This is a genomic window from Pseudomonas sp. BF-R-01 (assembly GCF_019946615.1).
Taxonomy (GTDB): domain Bacteria; phylum Pseudomonadota; class Gammaproteobacteria; order Pseudomonadales; family Pseudomonadaceae; genus Aquipseudomonas; species Aquipseudomonas migulae.
In genome coordinates this window covers 1-18,291 of record NZ_JAGYFX010000063.1, presented here as the reverse complement: position 1 = coordinate 18,291, position 18,291 = coordinate 1, and the positions used below count along the sequence as shown (strand labels likewise).

General features: G+C 53.4%; 17 protein-coding genes. 9 read left to right on the top strand and 8 right to left on the bottom strand.

From position 1 onward, the window contains the following. The first annotated feature begins 159 nt into the window (after positions 1-159). From KGB27_RS21135 to KGB27_RS21125, 3 genes are all read left to right on the top strand, one after another. On the top strand, positions 160-597 hold the full coding sequence (locus KGB27_RS21135) for a GNAT family N-acetyltransferase (RefSeq protein WP_218278926.1): 438 nt from the start codon (positions 160-162) through the stop codon (positions 595-597). Positions 598-819: 222 nt separating this feature from the next. After that, positions 820-1,029, top strand: a complete 210-nt coding sequence (locus KGB27_RS21130) for a hypothetical protein (protein ID WP_027605401.1) — start codon at positions 820-822, stop codon at positions 1,027-1,029. Positions 1,030-1,434: 405 nt separating this feature from the next. Next, the gene (locus KGB27_RS21125) at positions 1,435-1,764 is read left to right on the top strand and encodes a hypothetical protein (protein WP_223556217.1); all 330 of its coding nucleotides are present in this window, start codon (positions 1,435-1,437) and stop codon (positions 1,762-1,764) included. A gap of 649 nt (positions 1,765-2,413) precedes the next feature. Here the strand turns inward: KGB27_RS21125 and KGB27_RS21120 are convergent. From KGB27_RS21120 to KGB27_RS21105, 4 genes are all read right to left on the bottom strand, one after another. Then, entirely contained in the window at positions 2,414-3,250 is an 837-nt protein-coding gene (locus KGB27_RS21120) for an HNH endonuclease (protein WP_223556215.1), read from the bottom strand. Positions 3,251-3,261: 11 nt separating this feature from the next. Then, positions 3,262-4,746, bottom strand: a complete 1,485-nt coding sequence (locus tag KGB27_RS21115; protein ID WP_223556238.1) for an AAA family ATPase — start codon at positions 4,744-4,746, stop codon at positions 3,262-3,264. A gap of 173 nt (positions 4,747-4,919) precedes the next feature. Beyond that, positions 4,920-7,649, bottom strand: a complete 2,730-nt coding sequence (locus tag KGB27_RS21110; protein WP_223556213.1) for a hypothetical protein — start codon at positions 7,647-7,649, stop codon at positions 4,920-4,922. Further along, positions 7,646-8,848 (bottom strand): SIR2 family protein, encoded by a 1,203-nt coding sequence (locus tag KGB27_RS21105; RefSeq protein WP_223556211.1) that lies wholly within the window; start codon positions 8,846-8,848, stop codon positions 7,646-7,648. The genes KGB27_RS21110 and KGB27_RS21105 overlap by 4 nt, the downstream gene beginning before the upstream one ends. 564 nt (positions 8,849-9,412) lie before the next feature. Between KGB27_RS21105 and KGB27_RS21100 the strand changes: the two genes are divergently transcribed. Continuing rightward, positions 9,413-9,718: a DUF3077 domain-containing protein gene (locus KGB27_RS21100; RefSeq protein WP_008036612.1), complete on the top strand. Its 306-nt coding sequence runs from the start codon at positions 9,413-9,415 to the stop codon at positions 9,716-9,718. 189 nt (positions 9,719-9,907) lie between these two features. After that, positions 9,908-10,273, top strand: a complete 366-nt coding sequence (locus tag KGB27_RS21095) for a hypothetical protein (protein WP_008036613.1) — start codon at positions 9,908-9,910, stop codon at positions 10,271-10,273. Positions 10,274-10,381: 108 nt separating this feature from the next. On the opposite strand, the gene KGB27_RS21090 is transcribed toward KGB27_RS21095, so the two are convergent. Continuing rightward, positions 10,382-10,750, bottom strand: coding sequence for a PH domain-containing protein (locus KGB27_RS21090; RefSeq protein WP_008025469.1), 369 nt, complete (start codon positions 10,748-10,750; stop codon positions 10,382-10,384). Positions 10,751-10,785: 35 nt separating this feature from the next. After that, positions 10,786-11,535: a hypothetical protein gene (locus KGB27_RS21085; protein ID WP_207285699.1), complete on the bottom strand. Its 750-nt coding sequence runs from the start codon at positions 11,533-11,535 to the stop codon at positions 10,786-10,788. A 408-nt stretch (positions 11,536-11,943) separates the two neighbouring features. On the opposite strand from KGB27_RS21085, the gene KGB27_RS21080 reads away from it, so the two are divergent. From KGB27_RS21080 to KGB27_RS21065, 4 genes are read left to right on the top strand one after another with little or no spacing between them, the layout of a single operon-like run. Continuing rightward, positions 11,944-12,420: a formate dehydrogenase subunit gamma gene (locus KGB27_RS21080; RefSeq protein ID WP_223414556.1), complete on the top strand. Its 477-nt coding sequence runs from the start codon at positions 11,944-11,946 to the stop codon at positions 12,418-12,420. Beyond that, positions 12,420-13,976, top strand: a complete 1,557-nt coding sequence (locus KGB27_RS21075) for a formate dehydrogenase beta subunit (protein ID WP_223556209.1) — start codon at positions 12,420-12,422, stop codon at positions 13,974-13,976. The genes KGB27_RS21080 and KGB27_RS21075 overlap by 1 nt, the downstream gene beginning before the upstream one ends. Further along, a complete protein-coding gene (gene fdhF, locus KGB27_RS21070; RefSeq protein WP_223556206.1) occupies positions 13,973-16,849 on the top strand; it encodes a formate dehydrogenase subunit alpha in 2,877 nt (958 codons plus the stop codon). Before KGB27_RS21075 ends, fdhF begins: the two co-directional genes overlap by 4 nt. Beyond that, positions 16,846-17,067, top strand: a complete 222-nt coding sequence (locus tag KGB27_RS21065; protein ID WP_008025460.1) for a formate dehydrogenase subunit delta — start codon at positions 16,846-16,848, stop codon at positions 17,065-17,067. The genes fdhF and KGB27_RS21065 overlap by 4 nt, the downstream gene beginning before the upstream one ends. 146 nt (positions 17,068-17,213) lie before the next feature. Here the strand turns inward: KGB27_RS21065 and KGB27_RS21060 are convergent, their stop codons facing one another. Continuing rightward, the gene (locus tag KGB27_RS21060; protein ID WP_223556204.1) at positions 17,214-17,555 is read right to left on the bottom strand and encodes a potassium channel family protein; all 342 of its coding nucleotides are present in this window, start codon (positions 17,553-17,555) and stop codon (positions 17,214-17,216) included. A 91-nt stretch (positions 17,556-17,646) separates the two neighbouring features. Then, entirely contained in the window at positions 17,647-18,099 is a 453-nt protein-coding gene (locus KGB27_RS21055) for a hypothetical protein (RefSeq protein ID WP_008025457.1), read from the bottom strand. Positions 18,100-18,291 lie beyond the last annotated feature (192 nt).

Here is an 18,291-nt window from a genome sequence, read left to right as displayed (position 1 = left end):
TAATACGTCAGTAATGTGCAAAGTAATATTTCGCTTCCCCCCTTCTTGATGTCGCGTTTACAGACTCGATTTTTTGATTGCTCAAGGGATTACGCATGAACATGGAATGTATGCCAAAAGCGGTTCGGCACCTAAAAGTTGAATTTAAGGAGCAATAAAGTGGAAATCAGGATTGATATATTGGGTTCTCCAACAGAAAAGGATAAAGGAGTTCTGAATAATAGGTTTTCAGAATATCTTCGAATTCAATATCCAAATCTACCACCAGAATCGGAAGATAAAATATTTATGGTGGTTGCACACGATGAAGTAGGCGACTACATCGGTGCAATAAGCTGTAATTGTTACTGGGATGGCTTAGAAATTGACACCTTTTGGGTTAAGGAATCTCATCGCGGTAAAAAAGTAGGATCTATGCTTTTGGAGAAAGCAGAAGCGATTGGTGCCGACAATGGGGCAGTAGTTGCATTCTTAAAAACCGTTGATGCGAAACAGTTCTATGAGCGGCATGGGTATGAGATTTATGGTGTTCTTGAGGATCGCCCAATCGGGACTAACCTGTATCATTTAAAGAAACGGCTAGTAAAACATGCATAGCAACTGGTTCAAACCGTTCGCTTCGCTCACTGGGACGGGCTAAAGCCCGCCCTTTAGCCAAATTCTAGTCAGCGTCTGCATTGGGTCGACTGCGGCCCTTCGTGACTGGCAGCAATCGACTGTGGATGCACCCTCCTCCCGGCGTCCTTCCGACCATGCGCAACTCCCTACCGAGGTCAGTAATCCCCCTGCTACGCTGAAAATTTCACGGAGGATTGCACAATGCCAAACTCAGACTTACTCCCTTCCCTGCTATTTAAGATCAACGAAAACCAGCTCGCCCTGGAGGCCGCCATCATGGAGCTTTCGAACTGGGTAGAGATGCGCGGATCGGCGGACGTCGCCGACAATGTTCGGGGCGCCCTGGACACGATCGATCGAAACGAGGAGTTCATCAAGATAACGCTTGCTGTGCTCATGACGCCCGACTAATCGCGAAAGTTCGCCATGTGTCGGTTCGGCATTTTTTGGTAGACCAGGGAGTCTATCCGTAACCAGTTTTTTGTAGATATTATTCACAGCTCGTCGGAAATTGGATGGAGAAATCCTATCAAGCTTCCATCCACACCAGTCCTTATTGGAGGCAGGTAGGATGTACACTTCACGGTACAACGTGGAAGTGTACACATGCAAAAAACTATGTTAATTATACAGTTATGCTATTATTCGAGTCTCCCTCGGGCACCAAAATTAAGAAAGGTCTTGCTTAGCAAGGCCTTTTTTTTCGCCTGCAAAAAAGCCACCCCACCCGTGCTGGAGCTGCGGAAGGCTGCGATCTTTTGATCTTGCCCTTCCATGCAACCCAAACCGGCGGAACATTTCACAAGGACTCCCCTCATGGAATTGCTGCTGGAAACCGTCGCCCTATTCTCCCTCAAGCTCGCTTACGAGACGGAAGATCAAAGCCCGATTCTGCGTGACGATCTGATGATGAGTGATTATGAACGGGAGGTGTTCGGGTTGCTGGTGCGTCGGGGGGATGTCGAGACTATCCAGGCGAAGGTGGATGAGTGTGTGGGGTTGGCGCTGGAGGCTATTGGTGGTGTGGATAAGCCGTTGGGGCGGGAATTGCAGAGGTTGGCGGGTGAATTTGCCAGTATTCAAACGATAAAGCAGCTTGATGGTCCGCTCGTCGCGCTCAAGGTTTACCTGCAAGACATTCAATGAATGAAGGTGTGTGGCCTAAAAAGTGGGAACACCCGATTACCGGACCAAGTCTGATCGCCACGTCTTATCCAATAATAAATCTGCCCCCTTTTCCCGGCTCTTTCCCCGGCATTTCCCATACAGGATCTGCTGTTGATGTAATGAGCATCTCACCCGAAAATAGCCTGCCTTGGCGGGCTGTTTAAATCATTGCTAGTGATCAATATTATGAACACCTGGGACAAAAAACAGCTTTCCAATGTCAGAAGCGTTTATCCGAGAAACAAATCTCCATCGCTCTAGATGCGCAATTTATGGGCAACCTCTTCATGTTTTACGAGTTCAACGCTCATCTCAAGGAAAGCAAGGAAAAACCGGCTTCTTAATAATCAGGCAAGCAATTGAACATCCAACATATGCAAAAACCCATCTCTCGCAGTAAAGGCTACTATCACAACCTCAATTAATTCGGGCTAGCGGAAAAGTTTTCCATGGCCACCAAATTGACCGAACGTACTCAACGAAAATCTTGGCTCATCTAACCCATGGCATAACAGTTAACCGCTGAATGACGATTTGCGTCGGTCTCTGCCCGTTAGACACGAGCAGAAACCGAGACAAAGCAGAGCCATTTAAATATCAAAACAAACAAACCGAAAATCACTAGCCCTCACTTTATAAGCTTTGCGTATCCACCATCGCAATACTCTCTACTTCGCGCCAACCCTCTAAACAGCGCGACTTTCCAATGATTTTTACCAAGAACCTTTTTTAAGTCATCAGCCTCTTGATTTAGCTCTTGCGCGACATCAGAGAAATCACTATTCACCTGATATATTCTATGCAGCGAAGATCTAAGTACTTTTATCTCAACACTTGCCTGATACTTAAAACGATCATTAAGATTTAAACAATTAAAGTGCTCTGCCAGAAGCCGAGAGAACTCCAAGTACGCCGGGTTCGATTCAATCTTAAAATTAATCTCTATTTTTGTACCTATAGAAATATCAGCAACAACAAAATAAAAATCAGGAAATGCATCCAAATAACTATGTAAAAAGATTCTTTTTCCCGCAGAAAGAAACTTTACACCCTTATAGGTACTATTACATTGATTGCAAATAGGTATAAGATTCAATGGGAATATCGAAAATTCAGGATGAGACTCTTTGGGAATATAATGATCCAAAGTCCTCGGTTCATTGATACCGCAGTATGGACAATGCGCAAAATCATCCAGATCAGGTTTCAATAAATCTGCTCGAAGACTCCGCATGCTTTTCGTTTCCGTTACATACGCATGAATCAATGATTTCACGTGCAACGGCAAAATGGTTATGGGCGCCAGCTTTTCTAGACAGTAACTGTGCGCCATATAACTTCTGTAAGCATCATGAACATCGGTACGGATTTTTTTTAGCCTTTTAGGCGTAAACCTTCGTTTCTCCTTAACGATGGAGTCGTAGATAAGTACTGAATCATAGATGGGGGCTGGCAGACTTCTCACAAATCCCCCTTTTATTTGTAGAAATTGGCTATGAATGAACGAGCTGTAAGCCCTATCTTTTTTCCAAACATTGCATTTATTTCATCTGGCGAGCTTCCAGATTTTGCTAGTTTCTTAAGTACAGCCAAGAAATTAGACTCTTCTGAATCAACTTTAAATACATCAGTAGTCAGTGTTGAAATTTCCTCACCGAAGCATTCCTTTGACAGCCTGGAAACCTTGGGTTTTTGTCGACCTCCTTCTAAAACCTGGACAAATCTCGATGGAGTTTCCTGCAGAATTACGGGAGAGTGAGTAGCCATTAATGCAAACGATTGGAACTCATCCAAAACATCTCTTATTGCATGTAAAAATGCAGCCATAAGTGACGGATGAAGGTGGGTCTCTGGCTCATCCACTATTACAATAGAAGAAGGCTTTATATGTTCAATTATTTTTGCAAGTATAGAAAGTATTATTTTTTGACCAGAGCTTAGATTTGAAAATTGATCATGCAAGTGTCCAAGCTTGATTTGCGCAAAAGAAGGATCTCCGAGAACATGATTAAGACAGCGTTTCCAAACCCTCAGAAGCAAGCCGTCATCATTGATAGTCTTCAACGCTGCAGAAAATTCACTAGTTATTTCTGAGGTGCTTTTAATTCGGTACTCCCCCAACCCAATCCGCTCTCGCAGACCACAATAGACATAACCAAAAATATGCCCCTGTTCGGCCAACTTATCTTTCTCCACCTCATTTTTTCCGGGAATTTCAAAACTATCGAAGGCGGAATAAGAAACCACTATAACATTGCCAAACGCAGGTCTTCCCGAAGGAAACTGCTCCGCCCTGGCTTTCAACATTTCCTCACTGCGGTCGTAACCATATCCCGAAATCGCTTTAGCCAAGACACTTAAAAGTTGAGTTTTCCCTGTACCATTTCGACCTATGAGAATATTTATGTTGGAAGGAATCAAACTTTGTTTACCGTCGAAATATTCAAACGCTAACTGATAGGGGGCATCAAACCCCGCAAGTTTCGCCCTAAAGTTGAAGGACACAGAAGGTTTTGCCATCCCGTCTGATACAGCCCCATAAAGTTCCAAACCTCTTTGCAAAGCTTGTTCTGCAGTACTAAACCTAATGGCGGACTGCCGAAACTGCGGGAGCTGCGAGAACTCCTCATATATATCTGAATCGAACGCACAATCCCTCAATGAAGTTAATATTCTTCGCTCGACCTCCCTTCCTAATCGATGAACTTCATTGTAATACTCTACGTTTTGCCCAAGCGTACAAAGCGCATCATCGAGACCATTATCCGACTCTAATATAGAGACGCGTCCAGAAAGAATATTTCTGTGGATCGCCTTTAATTCTCCAATTTTTTTCTCCTTCCCACCAATGACAACAGACAGAAAAAATGTAGATTGAAGCCCATAGTCATCCCAATCACTGCCAACTAGAACTAAGTGATCATCCTTTAATTCTTTCTGTGCTTTCGAGTAAATTTTCATAGCATTCACCTTGCAACCTCCTTAAATTTACCTTTCATACCCAAGCCAAGTGTGTTGCATATGCCTTTCGGCCGACTTTTTAAAGAGGAAAAAAGCGAGAAATTGGACAGATTTATTTTGAGTAAAAAATCTGCCTTTTTTTCACCGCTCCCTTTTCCGTCACCAAGACACAACTAGCGCCTAGCCGCAGTAAACAGTCGTCTGTACACCGGATCTTTTGCAAGTTCAGCTGAGACAGATCGTATTTGATCTAATGCCTCTGTGAGATCGTAGGGAATAACCGTTGCCTCAGAATTTCCAATCGTCAAATCAAGCAAACGAAGCAAAGCTTTGGCTTTTTCTTCGCTATCAATAATAGAAAGCCTCTTTACCTCGCCAGTCTCGCCATATAAGCCGTAATCTAGTAACGACCAGCACTTGAAAGGTACGAGGAACCGTTCAACAGCGTCGACAGCCTCGCTAAAAGCTTCTTCTGATGTCGCAGGGAGAACGGCAAACGCAGCACTAACACCTGGTGTGACCAACGAGCGCTCTTGTGGCCAGACTTGCTCGATAAATGGTGCTGCTGCAGATCTAAACAGTTCGGCGGCGCTTGGTGCCTCCACCTCTTCGGACCGATTAGTTGAAAGTTCTCGAACAAATTGTTGAATCGCGCTTGCAGCAGATGCACGGATTTCGTCGTCTAGGGTCCGCAGCATCTGCTGAGTTTTTGGGTTGGGCACCGCTGGGGCATTCCCCTCTCTGAAGGCGTGCAAACTTTCTATGACGAGGCTGAACACTAAACTTTGTCGTATCTCGCGCCCAAGACGCCGGTCTTTAACCCTCTCCACCATTTCGTTACCGATGATTTTCAGGACGTCGCTATGACGAGTGCGGCGAGCAACAGCACGCCAGAGAGGAACAGAAGCTTCGTCATCATTGAACAATGGCGATATCAACTTTTTTTCAGCCCATGCTGAATCGGCGCGCAAAAAGTACGGCAAGTGCTCTATGAAACGATGTTGCACAATCAAGCCGCTGCGACCGGTTGCGTTAATTGCAGTATCTCGCATCGCACGGGATATAGTGCCTTCTGCGAAAACTGACTTTTCGGATCCACAGGTCGCAAGAAACACACTAACAAGCTTCCCTGTAGCAGTGTTCAACGTATCGAGGTCCATGGGCGCGTGGTCATCGTCGGCATTACGGACCGTAACGCCGAGATTGGCGTCATCCGCTAGAGCAGTTTCTGCATTGGTAGCATCGACAGCTATTGGCCAAATCTTCTCCCAAACAGAAACCCCCAGATTAGAAGCAATAATTTGCGTCCGCCAAGCATCCATCCATGCACTGATTCCTTGGATTGCACTCGAAATAGTACTCTCGGAGGTCAGACTCAGCATTCCGAGAACCCGCTCACATTCAGCTTGTAGGTCACGCGTAAGATTGGCATTACCATCTTTCTTCATCGGCGAGTGCAGCCAACCGAAACGGTTCCACACAAACGGGAAATCGTTCCCACCATCCCCGCTGGTTTCCAGGTCGCATAAAACTAGCTGTATATTTTCGGGTTCTTGGAGCCAGTCATTCGCGCGCTGAGCTGGATCGTTATGCGTACCGTCACGACTGGTCAAAAAAGCCGTCTCTAATGCGCTCAAACGGGAAACGCCCGCCATGGCGTCAAATTTCGAATCCGGATTAGGCTGAACCCAATGCGCTGTCGGACCTATCGGAAGGCCTTCATCCAAGTCCATCCCTATAAGGTCACTGTATTGACTAAGGTTGGCGTTCAGCCACTGTTGTTCATCTGGCGGCAACGCTCCTCCCGTGACTTCAATACGCTTGAACTCGCGGACAGTCTGGTAAGTTCGAGCCGATTTGATTTTTGCAGCCTCTATTTTTTTCGGCCAAAAACTACGCGGAGGGCCTTTACGTATCCGCTTGGCTATCGCTATCTGGGCTTGAAGGTCTAGGTCTCCAAACCGTACCGCTCGAAGTTCAGCGATCTCCGGAAAAGCGTGCAAATTCCAAAAGTGGAGATCATCAAGGTCGACAAGGAATGTTTGAACCTGCGAAGACTTAACAAGTTCGGGATCCCGACCGGCAGCCGCCCACAGCCGGGTATACACAGATGAGTGAGCAAACCTCCACCGTTCAACGAATTGCCGCGCATCAAAGGCGCTTAATTCCGCAATACGCCCGACAACGGCGAAAAGAAGCTTTACGGACGGTGCAATACCCGTGTGATAAGCATCAGGATCGCTGCCATGATCGTCATCGGATGTACCGGTGACATAATATGCTCGTCGTAAATCTCCAAGCCTCCAATACTGGTCTTGCCCATTCCAACCGAGCTGTCGACCAATTCGAAGGCCTAGGTTTACAGCTGACTCCAGCGCGATACCCAATTCTTTTAGAAAGGCTACTTCAGTAAGCAGCACAAGCTCGAGCACGTCTAAGTCTAAAAGCTTGCCACTGGTCAGCCTTGCAGAAAGTAGATGGTCGAACGTTCTGGGACGACTTGGTCGCTTCGAGAACCGCCAACGCCAGGAGTCGTGCGGTCCAACTTTCAGGCGCGGCATCACGCACCCTACGACCTTCGAAATGACTGCTCCCGAGCGATCACCAGCACGTAGCCGATTTTGTATGTCATAAATCGCAATCGATGGTCCATCGTTGATATCTATAGATGACCAGCTTTCTTCGATCAATCGCCACGCAGAGGCCCAAGGCTCATCGAGAGTGCGCCCCTGAGGATCACTTAGCAGATGTTCGATGGCGATGCGCTCTATACGTTGCTCTCGCTTTAAACGCAGAGCCCAGTCAATCGTTCCGGCGTCCGCTAATCGATTATTTAGAAACGCAATCGTTGCTTGAAGCGTTGCACGATCCTGTTCATCGAGAAATACCAGATCCGGAATCATAAATGGCGATCCTGCTCTTTTTCTGTGCAGATTTTAATGATCGCTTCGAGCCAACCTATGTCAGCCTTTCCAGCAGATGCCATAGCAGACAATCTGATGCGCTCACTTGTGTTGCTCCGTCTGATCAAATGGTCGAACAAATCGCGATCCGCTTCCTGCGATGATGATCTGGGGGTTCTGACGATCCGGCGAATCTCGGCGTCAATACGACGAGGATTTCCGTTATTAGCTGAGAGACTCGCCCAGCGTTCAAGTGTTCCACATAGTGCGGAATGACCGCTGTTGGCATCGTAGTGGATTGGCGTAATGCCGCGCGCCTTCCAGTCCTCAAGCGCTACAGGGTCAGGCGTATGAGATCCAAAAAATGTAAACCGCTCCTTCAAATCCCCAAAGCGAGATCCATCTGCCGCAACTGCATTTAACAGATATCGCATTGGTGGATCGTTAGCGCTGTAACCCACCAAGACCAAGTGGTACAACCGGGCGGCGTCGTAAATTAGATCAGGAACAACACGACGACGTAGATAAAACTCGCCAAAGTCTTGGTCCGAAATAACTAGTTCAGATACGCGACTTGGCTGTGGGTCAAGCACGCCATGGATATGAAGCACTCCTGCGAAATCTAACTGCCGAGTCGGCCTAGGAATAGCCCCAAGTGAATAGGTCTGAATGATAGAGCCGCGGCGCTTCCCTGCTCGCTGAAGAAGCTGATCAAAGTTTGTCGTAACGATGGTGACTGCTCCTCCACGATCCGCAAGGCGCATAAGCGCACGATGAATAGGCGCTGGCTGACTATTCCCTGCTCGCAAGCGTTCAGCTACTGCATGTCGAACTCGACTGTCGCCGCGCGTGAGGCCGTCAAGCCGTCTCTCAAGCATGCCAAGGACTACGTCGAAGTCTCCGCTGATAAACCGCTTGACCTCCGCCTTCTGCGGATCATTGAGGTGTGATATTTCTGCTTCCCATTGATTGCATGCTCCTCGCGGCAATTTGGAAAGCACCGAATGAACGCTAGGATCTAATTTTTGGTAAACGTCGACTACGAGCTGACGGAAGTCTGGCAATTTAGCGGGCATCGAAATGCCAGCACCGCATATAAAAAGAACCTGGCCGCGTGCGTGAGCGAGAAGCAGTCGCTCTGGTATCGCTGCGAGTCCCTTGCCGAGTGTGATTACGCGGTCTTGAGCAGATGTATCCATTTTTTAATTTCAAGTCCGTTTTGTGGGTGGCTAATTCCGCGAGCTGACCAGCGTAAAAGGGCACAGAATACCTCTCAGGCACTTAAATCGGCATCCTGAAACATATCTGAATCTCGAGTTAATTCCTCGAAGAAAAAAGGGGACAGACCACATTTTCCAACTTGAGCGGTTTGGGAGATAAGCCTTCGAAGGTTGCAGGAACGGAATCTCCACGATAACCTCCCACCCGTCGCTGCCAATTCAGCGACCGGGTGTGGAAACCCGTGTAATTCAAGGCGCAACAGCGCCCCCATCACGTCTGCCGGCGCTTTTTTTGTGTCTGCGGCGTGAGTTATGGCGGCTGTGCGTGGGACGTCTTCGGGCGTGCCGGTTTCCTTGATTCCCGGTTTTCCACCCTGCGCACAGCTGTCACCCATTCGTGTGGAAACGAACGTGGCAGCTCCTCATATCAAGGAGTCTGATAATGCGCAGCATGAATCCGTACAAAATTTGGCTTTCCCCTCTACGCAATTCCCAATCGCGTAACACCCTCCCCGACCGCCGCTCCCTCATCGGAGGTGGCAAATGACCAACCAACCCGAACTCAAAACCATCGGCCTAACCCCCGCCATCTACTGCGGCGATCAACCACTCTTCCACGTCACCCGCGACGTCCCCCTCGGTGATGCGTTATCTATGGCTTCCGATTTCCTGTTTCTCGCCAAAACGCTCACCGAAGATGCTGCCTACGCCAAAGACACCGATCGCCATGCCTGGGCTGCGCATTATTTGACGTCGATGAGTAAGGCGTTGGTGGATGATGCGGTGAAGGTGTTGACGCGGGATCGGGATTCTTTGTCGGGGTCCAAGCGGGCGGGGGCGAAGGCTTAAGGGTTGTAGCCGTCAGTCGATAAGGTAGGAAGTCTGTGGGGGCGGGTTGCTTGCGATGGTGGCAGTCGTTCGGTGGTGATGTTGGCTGGTTTGATGCTATCGCCAGCAAGCTGGCTCCTACAGGGGGTTGGGGTTGTTTGTAGGGTGATGTTGGCCCTGAATTTTTTTAACCAAGGAGTGGAGTGAGTAATGTTGTTTGATTCGCTGGTTATTTACGGTGCTTGGATTGGGGTGTGGGTTTGGATCGTGCGCTGTCGTGGCACTCTGAATCTGTGGCTGGCTAATCTGGCGGGGTTTGTGTGTGGCTGTATTGTCGGGATGGTGGTGGAGCAATTGACTCGTGCCGCCAGCGGGATTCTGTCGCCGGATGCGCCATTTATGTTGTATTCGATCATGGCTGGGTTTGGCACGTTGGTTGGGACTTGGATGTGGCTTATTGCGAGGCTTGAGCAGCCCGAGGATCTGTTTCTGCGCCATTTGTTTGCCGGGGCGGTGAGTGTTTTTGTTGGCGCGGTTGTGCTTGGGCAGGCTTGGTCGCATTTGGTTTCTGGGTGAGTGGCTTTGGGGTTGGTGGTGGCTGGTCTGGCGCTATCGCCGGCAAGCCGGCTCCTACAGGGGGTGGGCGTTAGCCCCGGGGTTTTCGGGGCTTTTGAGGATTCAGATTTAGAGGAGGTGTTGGGAGATCAGTTTGGAGATTTCTACCATCGATGTTCTGCCGGTGAATTCGAATTTCACTTTGCCCAGCGACGAGAAGTAGATCTCCAGTTCCGAGTCCAGGTCGAAGGTGCCGGAGGTTTCTACCGAGTAGGCGACGATGTTTTTGTAGGGCAGTGAGGTGAAGTCTTTTTTGCTGCCGGTGATGCCCTGTACGTTGACGGCGATGATGCGTTTGTTGGTGAAGACGACGCCGTCGCGCATGGATTTGTACGAGTCGATGACGTGCTCGCCTTCCAGCAGCAGTGCACTGACCCGTTCTGCGTATTCTTCGTTTTGCTTGAGTTTGAAGAAGCCTTTGTTGTTGAAGTCGATCATCTGCCCATCCTCCGTTCGAAGAAAAATCCTGCGGATTACTTCACCACTTTCACGACTCGAATGTTGACGGGGAATCCATCCTGTCCGGGCAGTTTCTTCCATCCCACATACTGAAAAATCGCTTCTTCATCAATGTACTCGCCCCACTCCGCGACTTTGCCGCCCAACACTGCGACGTTCCGGTTAATGGCGCAGGTGCCATCGTCAGGACCGACGGTGTAGATCACATAAGGTTTGACGTATTTCGCGGCGCGGAAATGTTCGCCGCAACCAGAATCGACTCTGATCATCAAGGTCTTCAGATTTGCTTCACCATCCAGCTCGGCGTGCTGGTCGAGTTCCCCGATTTCGCCGACGTCGGTGAAGCCCAGAGAGCGAGCGCGCTTGTATGCCGGGGAGGCCAGGTGTTTGATCTGGGCTTGCGCGAGATACTCGTCCACGTCTTTGCTGAGTTCAATTTCGCCCTTGTGCGCGATCTCTTCCGCTATGGGAACGCCGCTCTCACAACGAGCGTATTCGGGGGAGCCAAGGCTTGACGGGGATAGGTAGTAGCGATGGAACTCAAGGGTACTCAGATGCATCTTGATAGCGGGATTAGCTTCTTTGGGCGTCTGGCGCCCGGCCTGCACCTCGGCCACCACCTGCAGAAATTTCTGGCAATCGGAGAGGTAGCCGTCCCAGGCGTATGTCGGGGTTTCACTCGACAGGCCGGCGAGCGCCGGGGTCATCACGACGGCGAAAGTGATTGCGCAGAACAGGCGCGAGACTCGAGTGACAGTGGCCATGTGTAGTCCGTTACAAAGTTGATGAAAGTGGCGCAACGCTACTGTTTTGCCGCCTTGCCGTCCACTGGCAGCAAAGGGGAGAGCCGATATTTCCTGCGGCGAGCCGCTGTGCATGCATCCTGAAACCTCCACGCAGGCTACGTTCTTCTAGACTCAATAAGAGGTCGTGGATAGAACCGGACACGTCGCATTGGTGCAGTCAAATCAACAGCCGCGTGGCAATCTGACTTTTATGCCCTTACTGAGGTGCGGCGAAGACCGTGCCGGGCACAACAAGATGCCCATTCAGGGTGCCCTGGCCACCGGCCTGAAATTGCCACGATACCGTGACGTGGTGTGAGTGCCGCAGCCGACACTTTCGGACGACCGACAACCTTCTGGTTTGTCCGTGACCGTGAGGATTGCTGAATGCCTGATGAGAGTTTGCACCTGCCTTTGGTCAACAGCCTGCTGGAGCGCCACAAAGGCTCCCCCGGCGCTCTGTTGCCCATTCTTCATGATATTCAGGAACGCATCGGTTACATCCCCGATGTGGCCGTCCCCGAGATTGCTCATGCCCTCAACCTGAGTCAGGCCGAGGTTCGCGGGGTGATCAGTTTTTACCATGACTTCCGTACCTCGCCGCCGGCCCGCCATATTCTGCGTTTGTGCCGGGCTGAGTCCTGCAAAAGCCGTGGCGCCGAAGAGTTGGCTGCGCAGTTGCGCGACCGCCTGCAACTGGACGATCACGGCAGCAGCGCCGACGGCAACATCAGTTTGCGCCCCGTTTATTGCCTCGGCGCCTGCGCCTGTTCGCCGGCCCTGGAGCTGGATGGCCGGGTGCATGCGCGGCTCAGTGCTGAGCGTCTCGATGCCTTGCTCGACACTTGCCGGGAGGACGCGTGATGCCGACTCTTTATTTGCCCTGTGATTCCCTTGCCCGTGCTGTTGGGGCCGATGAGGTCTCCACAGCGTTGATCACTCAGGCCAAGGAACGCAATCTGCCGCTGGAGTTGCAGCGCACCAGTTCCCGCGGTTTGTATTGGCTGGAACCGCTGCTGGAAGTGGACAGTCCGCAAGGCCGGATCGGCTTCGGTCCGCTGACCGCAGACGAAGTGCCGTCAGTGCTCGATGCGCTGCAAAAAGACGCCAGCCATCCTCTGGCCCTGGGCCTGGTGGAAGAGCTGCCTTATCTCAAATCTCAGCAACGCCTGCTGTTCGCCCGCGCCGGTATTACCCGGCCACTGTCGCTTGACGATTACCGGGCCCACGGTGGTTTTGAGGGCTTAACAAAGGCCGTCGCCATTGGCGGCGAAGAGACCGCAACAGCGGTGTTCGATTCAGGCCTGCGTGGCCGTGGCGGCGCGGCCTTCCCCGCCGGGATCAAATGGCGCACGGTGCGCGGCACTCAGGCGGCGCAGAAATACATTGTGTGCAACGCCGACGAAGGCGATTCCGGCACCTTCGCCGACCGCATGTTGATGGAAGGCGACCCCTTCCTGCTGATCGAGGGCATGGCCATCGCTGGCATTACCGTCGGCGCCACCTTCGGCTACATCTATGTTCGTTCGGAATATCCGGATGCCGTGGCCACTCTGCGTGCAGCGTTGAACATTGCTCGTGAAGCGGGTTACCTCGGCGCCAATGTCGGCGGCAGCGGTCTGGCCTTCGACATGGAAGTGCGCGTCGGTGCCGGCGCTTATATCTGCGGTGAGGAAACGGCGCTGCTGGATTCGCTGGAAGGCAAGCGCGGGATCGTCCGCGCCAAGCCGCCGATCCCTGCTCTACAAGGACTGTTCGGCCAGCCGACGCTGGTGCATAACGTGCTGACGTTGGCCTCGGTGCCGCTGATTCTGGCGAAAGGTGCGCAGTTTTATCGCGACTATGGGATTGGCCGTTCAATGGGCACGATGCCTTTCCAACTGGCGGGCAATATTCGTCACGGCGGTCTGGTGGAACGGGCCTTTGGTCTGACCTTGCGGGAACTGGTGGAAGACTACGGCGGCGGAACCGCCAGTGGTCGACCGCTGAAAGCCGCGCAGGTGGGCGGCCCGCTCGGCACGTGGGTACCGCCGTCGCAATTCGATACACCGCTGGATTACGAGGCCTTCGCCGGCATCGGCGCGATGGTCGGTCACGGCGGTGTGGTCGTGGCTGACGACACCTTGGACATGGCCCAAATGGCCCGTTTCGCCATGCAATTCTGCGCCGAAGAATCCTGTGGCAAATGCACGCCTTGCCGCATCGGCTCGACCCGGGGCGTTGAGGTTATCGACCGGATGCTGGCCGCGCCGGACCAGAGCGAACGCGATGCGCAGGTGATCATCCTCAAGGACCTGTGCGACACGATGCAATACGGTTCGCTGTGCGCCTTGGGCGGCATGGCCCCCTTCCCGGTCACCAGCGCTCTCAAGTATTTCCCCGCCGACTTCGGTCTGCAGCCTTCGGAGGCCGAGCAATGATTACTCTCTTCGACCCGAAAACCGATATCGACCTTGGCACTCCCGCTCGCGAAAGCCAGGTGCAAGTCACCCTGAACATCGACGGTCGCAGCATCAGCGTGCCTGAAGGCACTTCCGTGATGCGCGCCGCTGCGCTGATGGGCACAACCATTCCGAAACTGTGTGCCACCGACAGCCTGGAAGCCTTCGGCTCCTGCCGCATGTGCCTGGTGGAGATCGACGGTATGCGCGGTTATCCCGCGTCCTGCACTACGCCAGTCACGGAAGGCATGACCGTGCACACGCAGACACCAAAGCTCGCAACGCTGCGCCGCAATGTCATGGAGTTGTACATCTCCGATCACCCGCTGGATTGCCTGACCTGCTCGGCCAATGGCAACTGCGAACTGCAAACCGTCGCCGGTCAGGTCGGCCTGCGGGAAGTGCGTTACGGCTATGAAGGCGAGAATCATCTGGAGGACGTGAAAGACACCTCCAACCCTTATTTCGACTACGACCCGAGCAAGTGCATCGTCTGCAACCGCTGCGTGCGCGCCTGTGAAGAAACCCAAGGGACCTTTGCCCTGACCATTACCGGGCGCGGTTTCGAATCCCGCGTTGCGGCGGCCGGTGGCGAGAATTTCCTCGATTCGGAATGCGTGTCCTGCGGCGCCTGTGTGCAGGCCTGTCCTACCGCGACGCTGATGGAAAAAAGCGTGGTCGAACTCGGCCAGCCGGAACGCAGCGTGATCACCACCTGCGCCTATTGCGGCGTGGGCTGTTCGTTCCGCGCCGAGATGAAAGGCGACCAACTGGTGCGCATGGTTCCGGACAAGAACGGTCAGGCCAACCACGGCCACTCTTGCGTCAAAGGGCGCTTTGCCTGGGGTTATGCAACCCACCCGGATCGCATCACCAAACCGATGATTCGCAAGAACATCAGCGACCCGTGGCAGGAAGTCAGCTGGGATGAAGCGGTGACCTATGCCGCCAGCGAATTTCGTCGGTTGCAGCAGAAATATGGCCGCGATTCCATTGGTGGCATCACCTCCAGCCGTTGCACCAACGAAGAAACCTATCTGGTGCAGAAGCTGGTGCGCGCTGCGTTCGGCAACAACAACGTCGACACCTGTGCGCGGGTTTGCCACTCGCCGACCGGTTATGGCCTGAAACAAACCTTGGGCGAGTCCGCCGGCACCCAGAGTTTCGACTCGGTGATGCAGGCTGACGTGATCCTGGTGATGGGCGCCAACCCGAGCGATGCGCACCCGGTGTTCGCTTCGCAGCTCAAACGCCGCTTGCGTGAAGGCGCACGGCTGATCGTTATCGACCCACGTCGCATCGATCTGGTGGATTCGGTGCATGCCCGCGCCGAATATCACTTGGCCCTGCGCCCCGGCACCAACGTCGCCATGCTCAACGCGTTGGCCCACACGATCATCACCGAAGGCTTGCAAGACCAGCCCTTTATCGACGCCCGTTGCGAGGGCAATGACTTCGCCCGCTGGAGCGCGTTTGTCAGCCGTGCGGAAAACTCGCCGGAAGCCCTTGCCCCTGTCTGCGGGGTCGACGCTGCCGATATTCGTGCCGCCGCTCGCCTGTATGCAACCGGCGGCAACGCCGCGATCTATTACGGCCTGGGCGTCACCGAACACAGTCAGGGCAGCACCGCCGTGATGGGCATCGCCAACCTGGCCATGGCCACCGGCAACATCGGCCGCGAAGGCGTGGGCGTGAACCCGTTGCGTGGGCAGAACAACGTTCAAGGTTCCTGCGACATGGGTTCCTTCCCCCACGAGTTGCCCGGCTACCGGCACATCTCCAACGAAACGGTCCGTACGCAGTTCGAACAGGCGTGGAACGTCACCCTGCAACCCGATCCGGGCCTGCGGATTCCGAACATGTTCGAGTCTGCGCTGGCCGGCAGTTTCAAGGGCCTGTATTGCCAGGGCGAAGACATCGCCCAAAGCGATCCGAACACCCAGCACGTCACCGCGGCCTTGTCGGCCATGGAATGCGTGGTGGTGCAGGACATTTTCCTCAACGAAACCGCCAAGTTTGCCCATGTGTTCCTGCCGGGCGCTTCGTTCCTGGAAAAAGACGGCACCTTCACCAACGCCGAGCGCCGTATTTCGCGGGTGCGCAAGGTCATGGACCCTCTGGGCGGCAAGGCCGACTGGGAAGGCACCGTGGCGCTGGCCAACGCCTTGGGTTACCCGATGAACTACAAACACCCATCGGAAATCATGGATGAAATCGCCAGCCTGACGCCGACGTTCACCAATGTCAGCTACGCCGAACTGGATCGCCACGGCAGCCTGCAATGGCCGTGCAACGCCGCCGCACCGGACGGCACGCCGACCATGCACATCGATCAATTCGTGCGCGGCAAAGGGCGGTTCATGCTTACCGGTTATGTGCCTACCGAGGAGAAGGTCAACAACCGCTATCCGCTGCTGCTGACCACCGGGCGCATCCTCAGCCAGTACAACGTCGGCGCTCAAACCCGGCGTACCGAGAACGTCGCCTGGCATGACGAAGACCGTCTGGAAATTCACCCGACCGACGCCGAAAGTCGTGGCATCAATGAAGGCGATTGGGTCGGCATCGGCAGCCGCGCCGGGCAAACCGTGCTGCGTGCACGGGTCACCGAACGGGTCGCGCCGGGCGTGGTGTACACCACATTCCACTTCCCTGAATCGGGGGCCAACGTGATCACCACCGACAACTCCGACTGGGCCACCAACTGTCCGGAGTACAAGGTCACCGCCGTGGAAGTCAGCCGCGTCTACCACCCTTCGGAATGGCAAAAACGCTTCCAGGAATTCACCGACGAACAGCACCGTTTGCTCAAGGAACGCCGTCAAGGCGCTAAAGCGGAGGTGCGCCGATGAGCACTGCCAACCTGATCAAGATGGTCAACCAGATCGCCCAGTACTTCGCCACCGAACCGGACCGGAAACAGGCCGTGCTCGGTGTGCGTAATCATCTGCAGATGTACTGGACGCCGGGCATGCGCAAGGAGTTGCTGGCCTGGCAGACAGAGCATCAGGGGGCGGATTTGCATCCGTTGGCGCAAGAGGCGGTCAGCGGGGCGGGTTGGGAGGCGTAGATCTAAAAAACGACGAAAAAACCTGTGGGAGCGAGCCTGCTCGCGATGGTCGTCAACGATAACGCGGGCTGTCTGGATGCCCGCGTTGTATGGACTTGCATCGCGAGCAGGCTCGCTCCTACAGGGGTTGTGTGTGGTGTTCCGCCTTATTTATCTTCATCGGTCACCCGCACCGCGATCTCGATCGCCCGCACGCTGATCGCCGCAAAGATCGCCGTGAGCAGCACGCCGTTGAACCCGAGCAATATTGCCAATATCCGCGAAACCGGCAACTTCGGCACGAGCTCGCCATAGCCGATGGTCAAGCCGGTCACGAAGCCGAAATAGATGCCGTCGAAAGGATCCCAACCTTCCAGGTAGCTGATGATCAGGCCGCACGTGACGATGACGATCAGCATGGTGGAAAGGATGGGCCAGACAACTCGAAGGTAATAGCCGACAGCTTTGTAGAACTCTCGGCGGATGTTCGACGTATTTGCAGGCTTCATGTCGTGGGTTTCCTGAGGGCGGCAGGCGAATTGACACTCATCAGCTTGGCACAAGTATTGGAAATCGATGCCGCGTCCCAGGATGTAATGGCTACTCGATCTGAATCGGCCCCTTGGTCCCGGCATCGCTGTCGGTCCAGTAATCCTCATTCTGCAACCGCCGATCGCCCTGAATCGTGAAGGTGAGTTTGCCCTGATGAAACTGCAGCGTGCCATCGGTGCGCTTGGCATTGACCCGCTTGCCGTTGACCCAGACCTGCTCCTTGGCATCGATACGAATCGTGGCAACGGTCGCGCCGGCATCGCTCTTGGCGACCCACTGTCCGGCGTAGGGCGTCTGGGTATTTGTGCTGTCCGCCGCGGGGTTGGTGAAACCGGCCTTGGCGTTTTCCGCTTTGCTCTTGTGGATATCGCAGCCCTGAGTCTCGCTGACCTGGGTGCAACCGGATTGCTCAAGTTGTTTGCGGTACTTGTCGTTGATGGCATAGGCCGGGAGTTGCACCAACATCATGGTGGCCAATGCCGGCAGGATGATCCGTTTCATAGGTCCTCTCCTCTGATCAGCGCCTTCCCCAGCGCCCGCAAACTGCATGGATCATTCACTGTAGTCCGAATCCTGTCCCCGGATGCACCGGCAAAACCACCAACGCTGCCAACCCGCCCTTCGACCGATTGCGCAGCTTCAGCTCGCCGCCGTGCTCCAACACAATCGCCCGTGCAGCCGATAGCCCCAACC